Origin of the sequence: Enterobacter cloacae complex sp. SHL020, assembly GCF_049236945.1 — a bacterium.
Lineage (GTDB): Bacteria > Pseudomonadota > Gammaproteobacteria > Enterobacterales > Enterobacteriaceae > Enterobacter > Enterobacter dykesii.
This window is the reverse complement of record NZ_JBMKJF010000002.1, coordinates 710,819-729,058: the sequence shown is the minus strand read 5'-3', so window position 1 is coordinate 729,058 and position 18,240 is coordinate 710,819. Positions and strand designations below refer to the sequence as shown.

The following is an 18,240-nucleotide window of genomic DNA, read 5'->3' as shown; positions in this document are numbered from 1 at the left end:
TTTATGCGTACCGTTCTGAATGTGTTGAATTTTGTGCTGGGCGGTTTTGCCACCACCCTTTCCTGGCTTTTTGCCACGCTGGTGAGCATCGTCCTGATTTTCACGCTTCCCCTGACCCGTTCCTGCTGGGAAATCACAAAACTCTCCTTAATCCCCTACGGGAATGAAGCCATCCACGTTGACGAGCTGAATCCGGAGAGCAAAAACGCCCTGATGAATACGGGCGGAACCCTGCTGAACATTCTGTGGCTGATTTTCTTCGGCTGGTGGCTGTGCATCATGCATATTTTTGCCGGTATTGCACAGTGCATCACGATTATTGGCATTCCGGTGGGGATCGCGAACTTTAAGATCGCCGCCATCGCCCTTTGGCCCGTCGGTCGCAGGGTTGTTCCGGTAGAAGTGGCCCAGGCGGCGCGTGAAGCAAACGCGCGTCGTCGTTTTCAGTAAATAAGGACCGGCCGCGTTTATGCTTAGCCCACTGCTTCGCCGTTATACCTGGAACAGCACCTGGCTATACAACGTCAGGATATTTATCGCGCTTTGCGGCGCGGCTGCCCTGCCCTGGTGGCTGAATGATGTCAAACTCACCATTCCGCTCACGCTGGGGGTGGTGGCCGGGGCGCTGGCGGACCTGGACGATCGTCTGGCCGGGCGTTTACGTAACCTGGTCATTACGCTCGTCTGCTTTTTCATTGCTTCAGCGTCCGTTGAGCTGCTTTTCCCGTGGCCCTGGCTGTTTGCCCTGGGCCTTACGCTCTCAACCAGCGGGTTTATTTTGCTGGGCGGCCTCGGGCAACGCTATGCCACCATCGCGTTTGGTGCATTGCTGGTCGCCATCTACACCATGCTGGGCGTTTCCCTGTATGACCAGTGGTACCAGCAGCCGGTTCTCCTGATGCTGGGCGCCATCTGGTATAATCTGCTGACGCTAACCGGTCATCTGATCTTCCCGGTTCGCCCGCTGCAGGATAACCTTGCCCGCAGCTTTGAGCAGTTAGCCCACTATCTGGAACTGAAATCCCGGCTGTTCGACCCGGATATCGAGGAAGAAAGCCAGGCTCCGCTCTACGATCTGGCGCTGGCAAACGGCCAGCTGGTCGCCACCCTTAACCAGACAAAAGCCTCTCTGCTTACCCGTCTGCGCGGCGATCGCGGCCAGCGCGGAACCCGAAGGACCTTACACTACTATTTTGCCGCCCAGGATATTCATGAACGTGCCAGCTCCTCGCACGTTCAGTATGCTGCCCTGCGCGAGAAGTTCCGCTACAGCGACGTGATGTTCCGCTTCCAGCGCCTGCTGTCCATGCAGTCCCAGGCGTGTCAGCAGCTCTCGCGGTCTATTCTGCTGCGCACGCCCTATCAGCATGACCCCCGCTTTGAACGCGTATTCAGCCATCTTGATGCGGCGCTCGACCGCGTTCAGGCCAGCGGAACGTCACAGGAGCACATCAAAGCGCTGGGCTTTCTGCTTAACAACCTGCGGGCGATTGATGCTCAGCTGGCAACCATTGAGTCCGAACAGGCGATGGCGCTGCCGGGCAGTGAGGTGGAAAATCAGCTTGCTGATGACAGCGTGCACAGCGTTAGCGATATGTGGCTGCGGCTGAGCCGCAACTTTACGCCTGAGTCGGCACTCTTTCGCCACGCGGTAAGAATGTCGCTGGTGCTGTGCGTGGGGTATGCCTTTATCCAGATAACCGGGCTGCACCACGGCTACTGGATCCTGCTGACCAGCCTGTTCGTCTGCCAGCCGAACTATAACGCCACCCGACACCGTCTTGCGCTGCGTATTATCGGCACGCTGGTCGGCGTCGCGATTGGCCTTCCGGTGCTCTATTTCGTGCCCTCCGTTGAAGGTCAACTGATCCTGATTGTGATCACCGGCGTGCTGTTCTTCGCGTTTCGCAACGTGCAGTACGCCCACGCCACCATGTTCATTACGCTGCTGGTGCTGCTCTGCTTTAACCTGCTGGGTGAAGGGTTTGAAGTTGCCCTGCCCCGCGTGATCGATACCCTGATTGGTTGTGCGATTGCCTGGGCCGCGGTCAGCTTTATCTGGCCGGACTGGCGTTTCCGCAATTTGCCGCGCGTAGTAGACAGGGCGATGAACGCCAACTGTCGATACCTTGACGCAATCCTGGAACAGTACCACCAGGGGCGTGATAACCGCCTGGCTTATCGGATAGCCCGTCGCGACGCGCATAACAGTGACGCAGAACTGGCCTCCGTTGTCTCTAATATGTCAACGGAGCCTCGCGCCACGGCGGAGATCCGTGAGACTGCGTTCCGCCTGCTCTGCCTGAACCATACGTTCACCAGCTATATTTCGACGCTCGGTGCTCACCGTGAGAAACTCACCAACCCGGGCATTCTCAACCTGCTCGATGATGCCGTCTGTTATGTCGATGACGCACTTCATCACCGACCGGCCGATGAGCCGCGCGTTCAACAGGCGCTGGATGAACTGGCTCAACGCATTGCGCATCTTGACCCTGGAAACGACAGCAAAGCGCCGCTGGTACTTCAGCAGATAGGCCTGCTTATCACTCTGCTGCCTGAAATTTGCCGGCTGCAACAGCAAATCGCTACCTGGAGGAGTGATTCTCCTGTGGCTCAGGCAGCGCATTAAACCACTCCGTTAGCTCCCGGCGAATGCCTGCCGGGAGTGCCGCCTCATGCAGCCCCTCGATAGCCCCTTCCAGCGCGAAGAGAACCTTAATACTGAGCGCTTTGTTTTTTGCCCGCATCTTCAGCCAGCTCTCTCTGGCACCCAGCGCCCGCAGCGTTTCCTCATTAGTGATGCCTGCTTCAAAGAGCAAGACTTCAAGCTGAAAGGTCAGGTTTGGCAGATCCTTTAAGCGGTTTCGTTGATGGCGCTGATAGCGCTCTTTTCTTGCCGCACTGAGCGCAAACGAGGAGAGCTGAAGCAGCCGTTCTCTGTCCTGCCATAATCCGTCATCCACACGATAGTAGTTGAGCAGCACCGGGCGGCCTCGCTTCATCAACGTCAAAAAAGAGGAGGCATTTTTTACACAGTATTTCGCACTCTCCTCACAGGCGCGAAGATAAAGTTCGCCGTCTGACACCATGGCAAACACCGCATCATCTACCGCCAGGGTATAGCCTCCAAACAGAGCCCGGTGATGAATTTCGCCCAACGGGGAGAGGTATTCCTGGGATTTATAAATCCGTTCATAAGATATCTTTTTCATGATATTTCCCTTCAAAATCATAAAGTAACAACGAAATTTCTTACTAGCGGATCCGTTAGCAGGAAAATAGGCAACTTATCGCCGATGAGCAAGATGATTTTTCGAGGGACATCAACATTGAATGAATTTTGCGAGTCGCTTTCCGAAAATGAGGTTGATCTTTATGCATACAGGGGTTACTGTATATCCATACAGTAACTACAGGGCTGGAATGAATATGTACACTTCAGGCTATGCAAATCGCTCAACCTCTCTCTCTTCTACCGCAGGCAATGTCGCGCAGAATTCCGTCGAGCGTGTTTCCACGGGGCTTATCAGTGAAGTGGTTTATCGTGAAGACCAGCCCCTGTTAACGCAACTTCTGTTGTTGCCGTTATTGCAACAGCTTGGTCAGCAATCGCGCTGGCAGCTCTGGCTCACGCCTCAGCAAAAACTGAGCCGTGAGTGGGTTCAGTCCGCAGGCCTTCCGCTAACTAAGGTGATGCAAATTAACCAGCTTCCGCCGTGCGATACCGTTGAGTCGATGATCCGCGCGTTACGCACCGGAAATTACAGCGTGGTGATTGGATGGTTACCGGAAGAATTGACGGAAGAGGAACATTTCCGTCTGACTGAAGCAGCTGAAGAAGGGAATGCAATCGGGTTCATTATGCGTCCGGTTCGATCGGATTCTTACCGCAGAGGACAACTTTCTGGGCTAAAAATTCACTCAAATTTGTATCATTGAGTGAAATTAAGATTTTTCCTGGAATTTTTTTTGACCACAAGATGGCATTAAAGTTCCCGGCCTGAAAATTGCGGCAAGGCTTGTCTGGTGCGGTTCTCCTTAATTTTATTGCACAAAATTCGTTCGAAAAATGTTAAATAATCGGTATACGGAACTTTTTTTTTCATATGCCTGACGGACTTCACACTTGTAAGTTTTCAGCTACGTTGTAGACTTTACATCGCCAGGGGTGCTCGGCCTAAGCCGAAGATATCGGTAGATTTATATTTGACCACGCCCCCCGGTGAAGGATTTAACCGTGATTCTCTCATGAGACTTTCATGGCGAATTTTGGATGATAACGAGGCGCAAAAAATGAAAAAGACAGCTATCGCGATTGCAGTGGCACTGGCTGGCTTCGCTACCGTAGCGCAGGCCGCTCCGAAAGATAATACCTGGTATGCAGGTGGTAAACTGGGCTGGTCTCAGTTCCACGACACCGGCTGGTACAACAGCAGCCTGAACAATGATGGCCCTACTCACGAGAGCCAGCTTGGTGCAGGTGCGTTCGGTGGCTATCAGGTTAACCCGTATGTTGGTTTTGAAATGGGTTACGACTGGTTAGGTCGTATGCCATACAAAGGCGACACCATCAACGGCGCTTTCAAAGCACAGGGCGTTCAACTGACCGCTAAACTGGGCTACCCAATCACTGACGATCTGGACGTGTACACCCGTCTGGGCGGCATGGTATGGCGTGCAGACTCCAGCAACAACATCTCTGGTGACAACCATGACACCGGTGTTTCCCCAGTATTCGCTGGTGGCGTTGAGTGGGCTATGACCCGTGACATCGCTACCCGTCTGGAATACCAGTGGGTTAACAACATCGGCGACGGCAACACCGTTGGTGTTCGTCCAGACAACGGCATGCTGAGCGTAGGTGTTTCCTACCGTTTCGGCCAGCAGGAAGAAGCAGCACCAGTTGTTGCTCCAGCGCCGGCTCCAGCTCCAGAAGTACAGACCAAGCACTTCACTCTGAAGTCTGACGTTCTGTTCAACTTCAACAAAGCGACTCTGAAACCAGAAGGCCAGCAGGCACTGGATCAGCTGTACACCCAGCTGAGCAACCTGGATCCTAAAGACGGTTCCGTAGTGGTTCTGGGCTTCACCGACCGTATCGGTTCTGACGCTTACAACCAGAAACTGTCTGAGAAACGTGCTCAGTCTGTTGTTGATTACCTGATCTCTAAAGGTATCCCAGCTAACAAGATCTCCCCACGTGGTATGGGCGAATCTAACCCAGTTACTGGCAACACCTGTGACAACGTGAAAGCTCGCGCTGCACTGATCGACTGCCTGGCTCCAGATCGTCGCGTAGAGATCGAAGTTAAAGGCATCAAAGACGTTGTAACTCAGCCAGCGGCATAAGTTATCGTCTTATAAAAAAACCCCGCAATGCGGGGTTTTTTATTGTCTGAAGAAAAGTAAACAAATCTACTTTTTACCCAACAGCGCCTGAAGGTCGTTCTTCAGTGTCGACATCTGGTTGGCGTATTTCTCTTTATGTTCTGCATCCTCAATCAGCTGCACGATGGTTTCCGACAGCGTTTTGCCCCGTCGTTGTGCCAGCCCGGCCAGGCGCTGCCAGACAACAAATTCCAGGTCGATTGATTTTTTGCGAGTGTGCTGATGCTCAGCATTAAAATGCCGTTTGCGTCGCGCGCGGATAGTTTGCTTCATCCGGTTTAACAGTGCAGGATTGATGTGTTTCTCAATCCAGCCGTTAACCTGTACCGGTTCATTTTCGAGGGTCAGCAAAATATCCACGGCTTCTTGCGCAGCGCTGGCTTCGATGTAGCAGGTGATCAGCTCCCCTTCACGGTGCTTTTTGACCAGGTACTTCCATTTCCAGCCGCTTTCGAGATTTTCCAGTTGTTGATATTTCATTGCTATCTCAGTGTTACCACGTAACTCTGTTCAGAATATCAGTTTTTTAGCAATCTGCTGAAAAGAAATCATATCCTGTGAGTGAATGCAGCCAATCGCCCTGCCGAAATCCCCAATCCTGCTTGGGTACAGCCCCCCGCTTACGGTATACTCCACGCTTTTACATCTGACTAAAAAACATCAACTTTGACCATTACGAAACTTGCATGGCGTGACCTTGTTCCGGATACCGAAAGTTACCAGGAACTGTTTGCACAGCCCGAACTCGCAAAAGAACACGAATTCATCCTTAGCGATACGCAGCCTCGTTTGCATTATGCGCTGGAGCAGGTGTTAAGCCCATGGACAACCGCGCCTTTCATGCTGCTCAAGGCCCCGGAAGAAGCGGAATACCTGACGCTGCTCGGAGATGCCGTGCGCGAGCTGAAGCCGGAAGCGAACGCAGTTTTCGGCGGCCAGTATCGTATTGCGGGACATGATGTCACTTTCGAACCGGCGGCGCAGGCCGATGGCCGTTTTGCCGCTAAGGGCGAGGTGATTACCGCTAACTGGGTCGAGGCGGAACAACTCTTTGGCTGTCTGCGCCAGTTTAACGGCGAACTTTCGCTGCAGCCGGGGCTGGTACATCGCGCAAATGGCGGTGTTCTCATCATCTCACTGCGTACCCTGCTCTCGCAGCCGCTGCTGTGGATGCGTCTGAAAACTATCGTCAACCAGCAGCGTTTCGACTGGGTCGGCTACGACGAGTCTCGTCCTCTGCCTGTCTCTGTTCCGTCTATGCCGCTGTCGCTGACCGTCGTGCTGACGGGCGACCGCGAATCGCTGGCGGACTTCCAGGAAATGGAGCCGGAACTCGCTGAGCAGGCGGTGTATAGCGAATACGAAGACAACATCCAGATTGCTGACGCCGATGATATGGCACAGTGGTGCCAGTGGGTGATGGCCGTCGCTGAACGTTTTGCGCTACCAACCCCTGCGGCTGACGCGTGGCCGGGCTTAATCCGCGAAGCCGTGCGCTACACCGGTGATCAGGAAACGCTGCCGCTTTGCCCGCTCTGGATCGGTAAACAGCTGCGTGAAGTGGGCGTGATCAGCGGTGACGGAGCGTTCACCGGCGAACAGCTCACTCAGATGCTGGCTCAGCGTGAGTGGCGAGAAGGCTATCTTGCCGACCGTATGCAGGATGAAATTCTGCTGGAACAAATTCTGGTAGAGACCGAAGGCGAACGCGTCGGGCAGATCAACGCCCTGTCGGTGATTGAATTTCCCGGCCATCCGCGCGCATTCGGGGAACCGTCCCGTATCAGCTGCGTTGTGCACATTGGCGATGGCGAGTTCACCGATATCGAACGGAAAGCCGAGCTGGGCGGCAACATTCACGCGAAAGGCATGATGATCATGCAGGCGTTTTTGATGTCAGAGCTGCAGCTTGAGCAACAGATCCCCTTCTCCGCCTCGCTGACGTTTGAGCAGTCCTACAGCGAAGTGGATGGCGATAGCGCCTCTATGGCCGAGCTGTGCGCCTTAATCAGCGCCCTGGCGGAAGTGCCCATAAATCAGAACATCGCGATCACCGGTTCGGTGGACCAGTTCGGTCGTGCCCAGCCAGTGGGAGGCCTCAACGAAAAAATTGAAGGCTTCTTCTCCATCTGTCAGCAGCGTGGTTTAAACGGCAAACAGGGTGTGATTATTCCTGCTCCCAACGCACGCCATTTGAGTCTCAGTCAGGAGATTCTGGATGCGGTAGAGCAAGAGCAATTCGCCATCTGGGCCATCGAAAGGATCGAGGATGCGCTACCCTTACTGACAAATCTGGTTTGGGATGGCGAAGGGCAAACTACCCTGATGCAGACTATCCAGGAGCGCATTGCTCAGGCGACACAGCAGGATGCTCGTCATCGTTATCCATGGCCGTTACGCTGGTTGGGCTGGTTTAGTTCGAACTGATCGGACTTGTTCAGCGTACACGTGTTAGCTATCCTGCGTCCTTCACTAAAATAAGGCTTACTGAGAACATGGTAGATAAACGCGAATCCTATACAAAAGAAGATCTTCTTGCCTCTGGTCGCGGTGAACTGTTTGGCGCAAAAGGCCCACAGTTACCGGCCCCAAGCATGCTGATGATGGACCGTGTCGTGAAAATGACCGAAACCGGCGGTAACTTCGATAAGGGTTACGTAGAAGCAGAACTCGATATCAACCCGGACCTGTGGTTCTTCGGTTGCCACTTTATTGGCGATCCGGTAATGCCTGGCTGCCTGGGCCTCGATGCAATGTGGCAGCTGGTTGGCTTCTATCTGGGCTGGCTGGGTGGCGAAGGTAAAGGCCGCGCGCTGGGCGTAGGCGAAGTAAAATTCACTGGCCAGGTTCTGCCTACGGCGAAGAAAGTGACCTATCGTATTCACTTCAAGCGCATCGTTAACCGCCGCCTGATTATGGGCCTGGCAGATGGCGAAGTGCTTGTCGACGGTCGTCTGATCTATAGCGCAAGCGACCTGAAAGTTGGCCTGTTCCAGGACACTTCAGCTTTCTGATCGTGCTTTTCGCACCCCCAGAAAGGCGAAACCTCCGCATTGCGGAGGTTTCTTTTTTGAAAGAGACGTTATCAGGCTATGAGTGCCCTGTCGCCGATGGCTTCTCGCCAGCCTCCAAGCCATTGTGACCTTTGATTTATCGTCTGATAAGGACACATTTCTTTAGAACGTCCAGCGATGCCGGCCTGATAACCACGTTGATGAGCCCGTTCCAGGCGATCTCGTTTCTGTCTCTTCATGCCTCGTTTCCCTCATTCTTTTGTCTGGTGGAAAGAAAACAGTGTCTGCACTATCTGCACAGGCACAGATAACGAATACCCCGAATTAGTCGCATCGTCAATGTTCAAAATTCATACGGGTGTCATATTTGTGAGCTAGCCAGAAGTTCATTTGTACAAAAATTGTGACGTGGCACAAGTAACAATCTGAACTGAAAACGAAAAAAAAACCGCAATCAGCAACGGGCCAACTGCGGTTCTTGATGATGAATTTTACTTATGGTAGCCGGGAAATTTCTCTCGCGATGCTGGCCGACTCCTGTGCCCAACCCTGAGCCAGAACTTTCACCATTTCGTCATAGCCATCTTTCTGCTGCTTCAGCTCCAGATGGAAAGGACGCTTAATCAGCTGCCCCTGATGGTTCAGCAACCACTCCCCGCTAATCACCACCGCACCGTCATAACGGCCGTGGAAGCCCGTTACCGTGACGTTCAGCGTATCCTGGTCATTACCCAGCGGCTGCGACGCGACAACCCAGCCCGGAAGCTGACTGCCCAGATTGGCCACCAGCGTGTTGCGCAGCTGCTGATCCAACGGGCTGGCCCACAGGTTGTTCGTCGCAATCACGTATTTAACGTCGCTGGTCTGATAGACCACGCCGTTCCCTGCCAGATAATCCGGCACGGCAACCTGCTCAACCCACAGCTGGCGATTTCCCTGGCTGGCCGTGCTTTGCCCACCGCTGTGGGTAGCCACAGGCAGCTGATAGTAGCTTTTATTATCTACCCCTGAACTGCACGCCGTTAACAGCAAAGCACTAACCATCAATAGCCACTTTTTCATTCTTTTGCCCTCTTCGGCTCAGGATCCTTTTTATCTTTCGCTTCGAACACCAGCGCATTGCTCTTCTCGTTGAGCGTTTTCAGCACCGGCTGCAGTTCACGCAAGACCTGATCAAGACGCTGCATATCTGCCACCATCTTGTTGTAGGCCGCTGAACCCGGCTGGAAGCCCTGCATACTGCGGTTCAGCTCACGCAGCGTTTTCTGCATATCCTGCGGCAGCTGCTGCATGCTCTGGCTCGCCGTGATCTTGTTGATGTTATCCAGCGTGGTTTGCAGGCGACGCATCGTTGCCTGGCTTTCACTAAGAGAGTTCGTCGCCGCTTCAATCATCGGATTCAGTGGCAGATTGTTGATCTTATCCAGCGTTTCCATCAGACGCTGCTGGATCTGAGCCAGACCGCTACTCACCGTTGGGATGATCTTGTAGCCACCGAATTCACGGATACCGGTAATCGGTGGTGCTTTCGGGTAGAAGTCCATATCCACATACAGCGCACCGGTTACCAGGTTGCCGGTTTTCAGCGACCCGCGCAAACCGCGTTCCATCAGTTGGGTGATATGGGTAGCGATATCCTGATTTTCACCAATCTGGTTAAGCAGACGCTCTGGTTCAATGCGAATCAGTACCGGAATGCGGTAATCATCGTCCAGCACCTGCTGAAGGCCCGGGACGAAGAATGGCACTTGCCCAACCGTACCGAGACGAATGCCGCGGAACTCAACAGGCGCCCCCGGCTGCAGGCCGCGAACGGAGTCTTTAAAGAACATCAGGAAGTCAACGTGATCGGTATAGAGCGCATCCTGAATGCTTTTTTGATCGTCAAAGAGACGGAAAGCGGTGTTCTCTGCAACCGGCTGGCCCAAATCCAGGCCCTCCGGCACGTCAAAACTCACGCCACCGCCAAACAGCGTGGTCAGCGAACCCATTTCAACGCGCATGCCTGCCGAGGTCAGATCCACGGCGATCCCGCTGTCTTTCCAGAAACGGACGTTGCTGGTGACCAGGCGATCGTTTGGCGCATTAATGAAGAGCTGATAGCTGATCGCGCGTTTCTGCGGATCAAACGTGCTTTTCTCAACCGACCCGACGCGGTAACCGCGGAACAGGACCGGGTCGCCCGCCGTGAGCTGACCTGCTTTTTTGCTGTCGAGGATCACGCGGATGCCTTTGGCATCAGGCGGTGCAAGCGGCGGTGAATCCAGAAGCTGGTATTGGGCTGGCTGGTTACCCTTAGCACCCGGCTGCAGTTCGATATAGGCCCCGGAGAGCAGCGTCCCTAAACCGCTGATCCCTTCACGTCCCACCTGCGGCTTAACGACCCAGAAAACGGAATCGCCATGCAGCAGTTTTTCCATGCCGGCATTAAGGCGCGCCTTAATCTCCACATGGGTTAAATCGTCGGTCAGGGTTGCACTTTCGACCACGCCCACGTCCACGCTACGGCTTTTGATGGTCGTTTTACCGCCCTCAATCCCCTCGGCATTGGTGGTTATCAGCGTGACTTCGGGTCCCTGATGGCTGTAATGATAAAACAGGATCCATGCACCGATCAGCGCGGTCACGATGGGGAAAATCCACACCGGCGACCAGTTTTTGACCTTCTGCACTTTCGCCTCTCCACTCTTATTTTCCATGCTCTTACTCTTCCTCATGGCTTGATTCAGGCTCACGATCCCACGATAAACGAGGGTCGAAGGTCATGGCCGCAAACATGGTCATAATCACGACCAGTGCAAACATTAAAGCCCCCATCGCGGGATAAATACTCATCAAACCGCCCATCCGCACCAGTGCAGAGAGAACGGCGATGACAAACACGTCAATCATTGACCAGCGTCCGACAAACTCGACCACTTCATAAATCAGGTGCATGCGTTCGCTGTCGCGTTTTCCATGGCCCTTAGCGTCCCAACAGAGCCAGGCGATGGCGATCATTTTTAAGGTTGGCACCATAATACTGGCGATAAAGATCACGCCAGCGACGGGATAGGAACCTTCGCCCCACAGCAGGATCACCCCGGCGAGGATCGTCGAGGGCATTTTGTCGCCGAGCAAATCGGTGATCATGATCGGTAGAATATTGGCAGGCAGATACAGCATGATGGAGGTGACCAGCAGGGCCATCGTCCACTGAAGGCTATTTTTACGGCGTACGTGACCTTTCGTTTCGCAGCGCGGACAAACGTCGAGATCGGCGGGCAGCACGGCGGTACAGCATGGGCAGGAACGCAGCCCCTGGCGAATGCCGGGCACGCCGACTTTTACCGTCTGCGCGAGCGTCGGTGCCGGGGCGATATCATCCCACGCCCATCGCCTGTCCACGCACTGGAACGCGCGCAGCTGAAGGACACAGTACAGGCACCACGGAACAAAGCTGCTCCCGATCCCCACATCGCCGTAAGCCATGAGCTTCACAAAACTGACCAGAATGCCCGCCAGAAAAATTTCGGCCATACCCCAGCTTTTGAGCTGAAACAGGATTCGTGCGAGCCGGATTTTCAGTAATGCCGGCATCCTGACGCGGTTGACCAGTAAAAGAATAATGACCAGGCAGAAAGCCGGGACTATCTGGACAAACAGGAGAAAAAAGGTGCCGAGGCTGGCGTAATCTTCCGAGAACATCACGCCCGGGATTTCAAGCAAATTCACCTGGCTGGTTATCCCCCCCACCTTCATATAGATGAAGGGGAAGAGATTAGAGAGCAGCAGCATGAACAAGGCTGCCAGAGCGTAAGCAGTGGGACGCTGCCGCGGCGCGTCCCACTCGGTTGTCAACGTTGCGCCGCAACGTGGACACAGGGCTTTATGTCCGTGACCAAGCTCTGGCAACGCCACGAGCATATCGCATTGCGAGCATAAAATATGCCTGTCGGCATGGTGCTGGTCACACATATGTTATCCCTGTTTATGCGCCGTTTTTCAGAGACTCAAGGTACTCCCAGCGCTCAAATGCTTCTTCCAGGGCTTTTTCAGCCGCGGACAGTTCTGACAGTACTTTCTGAGTATAGTCGTGCGGCTGCGTAAAGAATGACGCATCAGCGACCTGCATCTGCAACGTTTCGAGAGCGGCCTCCAGCTCTTCAAGGCGCTGAGGCAGCCCCTCGAGTTCGCGCTGCAGGTTATAACTCATTTTAGCAGGAGATTTTTTAACAGTTTCTGCTTTTGTTACAGCAGGTTCTGGACTTATTTTGGACTTTGACTGTTTCTGCGCCAGAGACTGCGATTGCTGTCCTTTTGCATCGTGATAACCGCCTACGTATTGTCCAATTCGCCCTTCACCTTCGAAAATCCAGCACTCGGTTACGGTGTTATCCACAAACTGACGATCGTGGCTAACCAGCATCACGGTCCCCTGATAACCGTCGATCAGTTCTTCGAGTAATTCCAGCGTTTCGACATCCAGGTCGTTCGTTGGTTCATCGAGAATCAACAGGTTACTTGGTTTCAGGAACAGACGCGCCAGCAGCAGACGATTACGCTCTCCGCCAGATAACGCACGGACTGGGGTCATCGCACGTTTCGGATGGAACAGGAAGTCCTGCAGATAGCCCAGCACGTGGCGCGGCTTGCCGTTTACCATTACCTCTTGCTTGCCTTCGGCGAGGTTATCCATCACCGTGCGCTCCGGATCCAGCTCCGCGCGGTGCTGGTCGAAGTAGGCCACTTCCAGCTTAGTTCCACAGTGAATGCGGCCGCTGTCGGCCTGCAGCTGGCCCAGCATTAGCTTCAGCAGCGTGGTTTTACCGCAGCCGTTCGGGCCGATAAGCGCAATTTTGTCGCCGCGCTGAACCTGGGCGGAGAAATCCTTCACCAGCACTTTGCCATCAACCTGATAGTTGACGTTTTCCATTTCGAAGACAATCTTGCCGGAACGGGACGCTTCTTCCACCTGCATTTTGGCGCTGCCCATCACTTCACGGCGTTCGCTGCGCTCACGGCGCATTGCCTTCAGAGCGCGCACGCGGCCTTCGTTACGGGTACGGCGGGCCTTGATGCCCTGGCGGATCCACACCTCTTCCTGCGCCAGCTTGCGGTCGAACTCCGCATTCTGCAGCTCTTCCACGCGCAGGTTTTCTTCTTTCTCAAGCAGATAGGTGTCGTAATCGCCAGGATAGGTGACCAGCTTGCCGCGGTCGAGATCGACAATACGCGTCGCCATGTTGCGAATAAACGAACGGTCGTGCGAGATAAAGATGATGGTGCCGCTGAAGGTTTTCAGGAAACCTTCCAGCCAGTCAATCGCTTCGATATCCAGGTGGTTCGTCGGTTCGTCCAGCAGCAGCACCTTCGGCCCGCTGACCAGCGCGCGGCCCAGGGCCGCTTTACGCAACCAGCCGCCGGAGAGCGCCGACAGCTCCATGTCCGCTTCCAGACCAAGCTGGGCCAGAACCTCGTTAATGCGGTTTTCAAGCTGCCACAGACCATGGTGATCGAGCATCTCCTGCACTTTCGCCAGTTCGTTGAGGTTCTTGTCGCTTGGGTCGGTCATCACCAGATGCGAAATCTCGTGATAGCGCTTCAGGTATTCGGCCTGCTCAGAGATCCCTTCCGCCACGAAATCGTAAACGCTCCCGGTCACGTGACGCGGCGGATCCTGCTGGAGGCGGGAGACAATCAGATCCTGCTCGTAAACGATGCGGCCGTCATCCAGCCCCTGTTCGCGGTTGAGGATTTTCATCAGCGTGGATTTACCCGCGCCGTTACGGCCCACCAGGCAGACGCGCTCGTTATCTTCGATATGCAGCTCTGCATTATCGAGAAGCGGCGAGTCGCTGAAAGAGAGCCACGCGCCGTGCATACTAATTAAAGACATTTATATTTCCTTTCAGGCCGCGGTAATCAACCAGCAGTTATGAATTTGACGGTTACGGGCAAAGTCCTGAGACAGCGTTTTTTGGCTGATTTCTTGTGCTTTCAGTCCCAGGGCTGCTAAACCGTCATGATCCATACGGAAGCCGCGTTTGTTGTTCGAGAACATAATGGTGCCACCTTTACGCAGCAGGCGTTTCAGGTCGGTCATCAGGCGCAGGTGATCGCGTTGAACGTCAAAGCTATCCTCCATACGCTTGGAGTTAGAGAAGGTCGGCGGATCGATAAAGATCAGGTCGAACTGCTCGTCGGTATCGCGCAGCCAGCCCAGCACGTCGGCCTGCATCAGGCGATGCTGACGTCCTGTCAGACCGTTGAGACGCAGGTTGCGCTCGGCCCACTCCAGATAGGTGCGGGACATATCCACCGTAGTGGTGCTCCGCGCGCCGCCCAGACCCGCGTGCACGCTGGCGCTCCCGGTATAGGAGAACAGGTTGAGGAAATTTTTGCCCTTGCTCATCTGGCCGAGCATGCGGCGGGCAATACGGTGGTCAAGGAACAGGCCGGTATCAAGATAGTCGGTCAGGTTCACCCACAGGCGGGCGTTGTATTCGCCCACTTCGATGAAGTCGCCCTTTTCACCCATTTTCTGGTACTGGTTTTTACCCTTCTGACGCTCGCGGGTTTTCAGCACCAGCTTGTTCGGCGCAATGCCGAGCACGGCGATGGTAGCCGCGATAACGTCCAGCATACGCTGACGCGCTTTTTGCGCATCAATGGTTTTCGGTGGCGCATATTCCTGAATCACCACCCAGTCCGCGTAGCGGTCAACCGCCACGTTGTACTCCGGCAGGTCAGCATCGTACAGGCGGTAGCATTCAATCCCTTCCTGCTTGGCCCATTTTTCATATTTTTTCAGATTCTTGCGCAGGCGGTTGGCATAATCTTCCGCCACGCCGGATGGCTTGCTGTCCGCCGCCTTCTCCGCCAGATGGTAGTTTTTCTGCACGCAGTCCAGCGGGCCGTTTTTCGCCTTAAACTGGCGATCGGCACGCAGCTGCAGGCAGCTCAGCAGCTCCGGCGAGGCGCTAAACAGCGACAGGTTCCAGCCGCCGAAGTAGTCCTTCATATTGCGGCCCAGCAGGCTGTGCAGGGCAATCAGCGCCGGCTCGCTGTCCAGACGCTCGCCGTATGGCGGGTTGCTGATAACCGTACCGTACGGGCCTTTCGGCAGCGGGTTGGTGAGGTTCGCTACATCTTTCACCTCGAAGGTGACAAGCTCGCCGATACCGGCGCGACGGGCGTTGCTGCGCGCGCGTTCGATTACGCGCGGGTCGCTGTCCGAACCGTAGAAGTGGGAGGTATATTCCGCCAGCCCCTTACGCGCGCGGGTTTGCGCGTCGTCTTTGACCTCTTTCCAGAGCGCTTCGTCGTGCTGCGCCCAGCCTTTAAAACCCCAGTGGCCGCGATGCAGCCCCGGCGCGCGGTCGGTTGCCAGCATGGCCGCTTCAATCAGCAACGTACCGGAACCACACATCGGATCGAGCAGCGGCGTGCCCGGCTGCCAGCCGGAGCGCATCACAATGGCGGCAGCCAGAGTTTCTTTAATTGGCGCCATACCGGTACGATCGCGGTAGCCACGCAGGTGCAGGCCCGCGCCGCTCAGATCGAGAGAAATACTCGCCGTGTCACCGTTGAGCCAGACGTTAATACGCAGATCCGGATTTTCGCGATCGACGTTCGGACGTTCCTTATTTTTACGCGTGAAGCAGTCCACAATGGCGTCTTTGACGCGCAGGGCACCGTACTGGCTGTTGCGGATCTCATCGTTCACGCCGTTGAAATGCACCGCAAAGGTGGCATTGGGCGTGAAGATCTCTGTCCAGTCGATCATCTGTACGCCGGTATAGAGGTCCAGGTCGCTATAGACCTTGCACTCCTTCATCGGCAGCATGATGCGCGACGCCAGACGGCTCCACATCAGGCTCTGGTAAATAAGCCGCGTGTCGCCCTCAAAATGGACACCACCCTGAACCACCTGGCACTCTTGCGCGCCCAGGCTTTCCAGTTCAGTTTTTAACAGCTCTTCCAGCCCACGGGCCGTACTGGCAAACAGAGAATTCATATCGTCACTTTTACTCTTAGAAAATTGTCGCGCATTATAGCTAATATGGCGTGTATGTCATAAAGTTGAAGGCTTATTTTCATTTGTGGGAGTGTGCAGTGGCGACGTTATCCAGGCTTTTTATTCATCCGGTGAAATCCATGCGCGGCATCGGCGTCTCTCACGCGCTGGCCGACATGAGCGGATTCGCCTTCGATCGTATTTTTATGGTCACCGAGCCTGACGGCACGTTCATTACCGCACGTCAGTTCCCGCAGATGGTTCGCTTTACCCCTTCCCCGCTTCATGACGGTTTGCACCTTACCGCGCCGGACGGTTCCAGCGCGGTCATTCGCTTTGCTGATTTTGCGCCTGTCGATGCGCCAACGGAAGTGTGGGGTAACCATTTTACCGCGCGCATCGCCCCGGATGAGATTAACCGCTGGCTGAGCGGTTTCTTCTCCCGCGACGTGCAGCTGCGCTGGGTAGGTCCTGAACCGACGCGTCGCGTGAAGCGCCATGACGCCGTTCCCCTCTCCTTCGCCGATGGTTTTCCGTTCCTGCTGACTAACGAAGCCTCGCTGCGTGATTTACAAGGCCGCTGCAAAGCCAGCGTTCAGATGGAACAGTTCCGTCCGAACCTGGTGGTCACGGGCGCCGACGCCTGGGAAGAAGACACCTGGAAAGTGATCCGCATCGGCAGCGTCATCTTTGATGTTGTAAAACCCTGCAGCCGCTGCATTTTCACCACGGTGAGCCCTGAAAAAGGGCTGAAGCACCCTTCTGGTGAACCGCTGAAGACGCTGCAGTCGTTCCGCACCGCGCAGAACAACGGCGATGTGGATTTCGGCCAGAACCTGATCCCGCGCTCCAGCGGCGCGATCCGCGTCGGCGATGAGGTCGAAATTCTTGCCCGTGGGCCTGCAAGGGTGTACGGCTCGGGTCAGGAAGAAGAAATGGTCGACGTTGTGACGAATGTCGCCTCTGCGGTAGATATTCACTGGCAGGGCAACGTCATCCGTGGCAACAACCAGCAGGTATTACTTGAGCAACTGGAGCAGGCAGGAATTCGCGTACCCTATTCCTGTCGCGCAGGCATTTGCGGATGCTGTCGCATCAAGCTGGTGGATGGAGAGGTCAGTGCGCTGAAAAAATCGGCAATTGGAAATGACGGCACAATTCTGTGCTGTAGCTGCATACCGAAAACGTCCGTACAACTGGAAGCTTAAACCGCCTGTTCGAGGCTGAAGGCATCCACGCGCAGCTGTGGCTTCAGCCGGTCATTCATCACTTTAATGGCATCGCCAAGCTGCATCGTCCGCCCGGCAATGGTTACGCCGGGCTGCGCCAGCAGGCAGAGCGCAGCATTTTCGCCTGGCTCAACCACCAGCAGGCTCACCTCTTCTGCGGTATCGCTCAGATTGACGCTGGCCGCGTCACCCGTTGCCGGGGTCCAGTTCATGCCGTGCGGCAGGAAATGCCAGCTTTTTGGCATTTGCGGTTTCAGGAAGCGGATAGCCACCAGCGCATTTAATACCAGCTCGGCACGCTGCTCTTTAGAGAGCACCAGATCGCGACATTTTTCTTCAAAGGAGAAATAAAGCGCCGCATCGTCAACGCAAAAGCCCGAAGGGGAAAACGCGTCCGGGGTTAACATTCGGCGGGCAAAACGAGAACGAAACAACATGCCATTGGCTAAATCGAGCATCATTCGGTCATGCTCGTCGCAAAAATACCAGCGCCAGTTATCGTCAGGTTTAATTCGCATGTGTCTCTCCCGTCCCCAAACGTCCTGTACTAAAAATGTCCTGTTTGCCGCCTCGTTTATAACACCATTAATAAAAGACTATAATGACT

General features: G+C 54.8%; 16 protein-coding genes. 7 read left to right on the top strand and 9 right to left on the bottom strand.

The genetic code is table 11. The features are described 5' to 3' along the window. The first annotated feature begins 3 nt into the window (after positions 1 to 3). Positions 4 to 450: a YccF domain-containing protein gene (locus ACOTZB_RS08495; protein ID WP_023311032.1), complete on the top strand. Its 447-nt coding sequence runs from the start codon at positions 4 to 6 to the stop codon at positions 448 to 450. A 19-nt stretch (positions 451 to 469) separates the two neighbouring features. Next, positions 470 to 2,632 (top strand): YccS family putative transporter, encoded by a 2,163-nt coding sequence (gene yccS / locus ACOTZB_RS08490; protein ID WP_421626891.1) that lies wholly within the window; start codon positions 470 to 472, stop codon positions 2,630 to 2,632. Here the strand turns inward: yccS and ACOTZB_RS08485 are convergent. Then, complete coding sequence (locus ACOTZB_RS08485) at positions 2,589 to 3,215, bottom strand: TfoX/Sxy family DNA transformation protein (RefSeq protein WP_421626890.1); 627 nt, start codon at positions 3,213 to 3,215, stop codon at positions 2,589 to 2,591. The two genes, yccS and ACOTZB_RS08485, sit on opposite strands and share 44 nt — an antisense overlap. Before the next feature lie 217 nt (positions 3,216 to 3,432). On the opposite strand from ACOTZB_RS08485, the gene sulA reads away from it, so the two are divergent. Together sulA and ompA are read left to right on the top strand one after the other, a co-directional pair. Further along, complete coding sequence (gene sulA, locus ACOTZB_RS08480) at positions 3,433 to 3,942, top strand: SOS-induced cell division inhibitor SulA (RefSeq protein WP_421626944.1); 510 nt, start codon at positions 3,433 to 3,435, stop codon at positions 3,940 to 3,942. Between the two features lie 354 nt (positions 3,943 to 4,296). Continuing rightward, complete coding sequence (ompA, locus tag ACOTZB_RS08475) at positions 4,297 to 5,352, top strand: porin OmpA (protein ID WP_023311028.1); 1,056 nt, start codon at positions 4,297 to 4,299, stop codon at positions 5,350 to 5,352. A gap of 66 nt (positions 5,353 to 5,418) precedes the next feature. Here the strand turns inward: ompA and matP are convergent, their stop codons facing one another. After that, complete coding sequence (gene matP, locus ACOTZB_RS08470; RefSeq protein ID WP_008499929.1) at positions 5,419 to 5,871, bottom strand: macrodomain Ter protein MatP; 453 nt, start codon at positions 5,869 to 5,871, stop codon at positions 5,419 to 5,421. Positions 5,872 to 6,057: 186 nt separating this feature from the next. Between matP and ACOTZB_RS08465 the strand changes: the two genes are divergently transcribed. Together ACOTZB_RS08465 and fabA are read left to right on the top strand one after the other, a co-directional pair. Beyond that, positions 6,058 to 7,818 (top strand): AAA family ATPase, encoded by a 1,761-nt coding sequence (locus tag ACOTZB_RS08465; protein ID WP_421626889.1) that lies wholly within the window; start codon positions 6,058 to 6,060, stop codon positions 7,816 to 7,818. Between the two features lie 68 nt (positions 7,819 to 7,886). Then, positions 7,887 to 8,405: a 3-hydroxyacyl-[acyl-carrier-protein] dehydratase FabA gene (gene fabA / locus ACOTZB_RS08460; protein WP_126328163.1), complete on the top strand. Its 519-nt coding sequence runs from the start codon at positions 7,887 to 7,889 to the stop codon at positions 8,403 to 8,405. Between the two features lie 71 nt (positions 8,406 to 8,476). Here the strand turns inward: fabA and rmf are convergent, their stop codons facing one another. From rmf to rlmKL, 6 genes are all read right to left on the bottom strand, one after another. Beyond that, positions 8,477 to 8,644 carry a ribosome modulation factor gene (gene rmf, locus ACOTZB_RS08455; protein WP_013097261.1) on the bottom strand — a complete coding sequence of 56 codons (168 nt, stop codon included), beginning with the start codon at positions 8,642 to 8,644 and terminating at the stop codon, positions 8,477 to 8,479. A gap of 256 nt (positions 8,645 to 8,900) precedes the next feature. Next, positions 8,901 to 9,467, bottom strand: a complete 567-nt coding sequence (pqiC, locus tag ACOTZB_RS08450; protein WP_337279902.1) for a membrane integrity-associated transporter subunit PqiC — start codon at positions 9,465 to 9,467, stop codon at positions 8,901 to 8,903. Further along, the gene (gene pqiB / locus ACOTZB_RS08445; RefSeq protein ID WP_008499933.1) at positions 9,464 to 11,104 is read right to left on the bottom strand and encodes an intermembrane transport protein PqiB; all 1,641 of its coding nucleotides are present in this window, start codon (positions 11,102 to 11,104) and stop codon (positions 9,464 to 9,466) included. Before pqiB ends, pqiC begins: the two co-directional genes overlap by 4 nt. Before the next feature lie 4 nt (positions 11,105 to 11,108). Beyond that, the gene (pqiA, locus tag ACOTZB_RS08440; RefSeq protein ID WP_421626888.1) at positions 11,109 to 12,362 is read right to left on the bottom strand and encodes a membrane integrity-associated transporter subunit PqiA; all 1,254 of its coding nucleotides are present in this window, start codon (positions 12,360 to 12,362) and stop codon (positions 11,109 to 11,111) included. A 13-nt stretch (positions 12,363 to 12,375) separates the two neighbouring features. Next, positions 12,376 to 14,283 (bottom strand): ABC transporter ATP-binding protein, encoded by a 1,908-nt coding sequence (locus ACOTZB_RS08435; RefSeq protein WP_421626887.1) that lies wholly within the window; start codon positions 14,281 to 14,283, stop codon positions 12,376 to 12,378. Positions 14,284 to 14,295: 12 nt separating this feature from the next. Further along, entirely contained in the window at positions 14,296 to 16,404 is a 2,109-nt protein-coding gene (rlmKL, locus tag ACOTZB_RS08430) for a bifunctional 23S rRNA (guanine(2069)-N(7))-methyltransferase RlmK/23S rRNA (guanine(2445)-N(2))-methyltransferase RlmL (RefSeq protein ID WP_421626886.1), read from the bottom strand. Between the two features lie 98 nt (positions 16,405 to 16,502). Between rlmKL and ACOTZB_RS08425 the strand changes: the two genes are divergently transcribed. After that, the gene (locus ACOTZB_RS08425; protein WP_421626885.1) at positions 16,503 to 17,612 is read left to right on the top strand and encodes a YcbX family protein; all 1,110 of its coding nucleotides are present in this window, start codon (positions 16,503 to 16,505) and stop codon (positions 17,610 to 17,612) included. On the opposite strand, the gene zapC is transcribed toward ACOTZB_RS08425, so the two are convergent. Continuing rightward, positions 17,609 to 18,151, bottom strand: coding sequence for a cell division protein ZapC (gene zapC, locus ACOTZB_RS08420; protein WP_032651189.1), 543 nt, complete (start codon positions 18,149 to 18,151; stop codon positions 17,609 to 17,611). The two genes, ACOTZB_RS08425 and zapC, sit on opposite strands and share 4 nt — an antisense overlap. Positions 18,152 to 18,240: the final 89 nt, after the last annotated feature.

Excerpts from the sequence above, each read along its gene's own strand:
- ACOTZB_RS08495 (WP_023311032.1), top strand. The coding sequence starts at position 4 with ATGCGTACCGTTCTGAATGTGTTGAATTTTGTGCTGGGCGGTTTTGCC.
- yccS (WP_421626891.1), top strand. The coding sequence starts at position 470 with ATGCTTAGCCCACTGCTTCGCCGTTATACCTGGAACAGCACCTGGCTA.
- ACOTZB_RS08485 (WP_421626890.1), bottom strand. The coding sequence starts at position 3,215 with ATGAAAAAGATATCTTATGAACGGATTTATAAATCCCAGGAATACCTC.
- sulA (WP_421626944.1), top strand. The coding sequence starts at position 3,433 with ATGTACACTTCAGGCTATGCAAATCGCTCAACCTCTCTCTCTTCTACC.
- ompA (WP_023311028.1), top strand. The coding sequence starts at position 4,297 with ATGAAAAAGACAGCTATCGCGATTGCAGTGGCACTGGCTGGCTTCGCT.
- matP (WP_008499929.1), bottom strand. The coding sequence starts at position 5,871 with ATGAAATATCAACAACTGGAAAATCTCGAAAGCGGCTGGAAATGGAAG.
- fabA (WP_126328163.1), top strand. The coding sequence starts at position 7,887 with ATGGTAGATAAACGCGAATCCTATACAAAAGAAGATCTTCTTGCCTCT.
- rmf (WP_013097261.1), bottom strand. The coding sequence starts at position 8,644 with ATGAAGAGACAGAAACGAGATCGCCTGGAACGGGCTCATCAACGTGGT.
- pqiC (WP_337279902.1), bottom strand. The coding sequence starts at position 9,467 with ATGAAAAAGTGGCTATTGATGGTTAGTGCTTTGCTGTTAACGGCGTGC.
- pqiB (WP_008499933.1), bottom strand. The coding sequence starts at position 11,104 with ATGGAAAATAAGAGTGGAGAGGCGAAAGTGCAGAAGGTCAAAAACTGG.
- pqiA (WP_421626888.1), bottom strand. The coding sequence starts at position 12,362 with ATGTGTGACCAGCACCATGCCGACAGGCATATTTTATGCTCGCAATGC.
- ACOTZB_RS08435 (WP_421626887.1), bottom strand. The coding sequence starts at position 14,283 with ATGTCTTTAATTAGTATGCACGGCGCGTGGCTCTCTTTCAGCGACTCG.
- rlmKL (WP_421626886.1), bottom strand. The coding sequence starts at position 16,404 with ATGAATTCTCTGTTTGCCAGTACGGCCCGTGGGCTGGAAGAGCTGTTA.
- zapC (WP_032651189.1), bottom strand. The coding sequence starts at position 18,151 with ATGCGAATTAAACCTGACGATAACTGGCGCTGGTATTTTTGCGACGAG.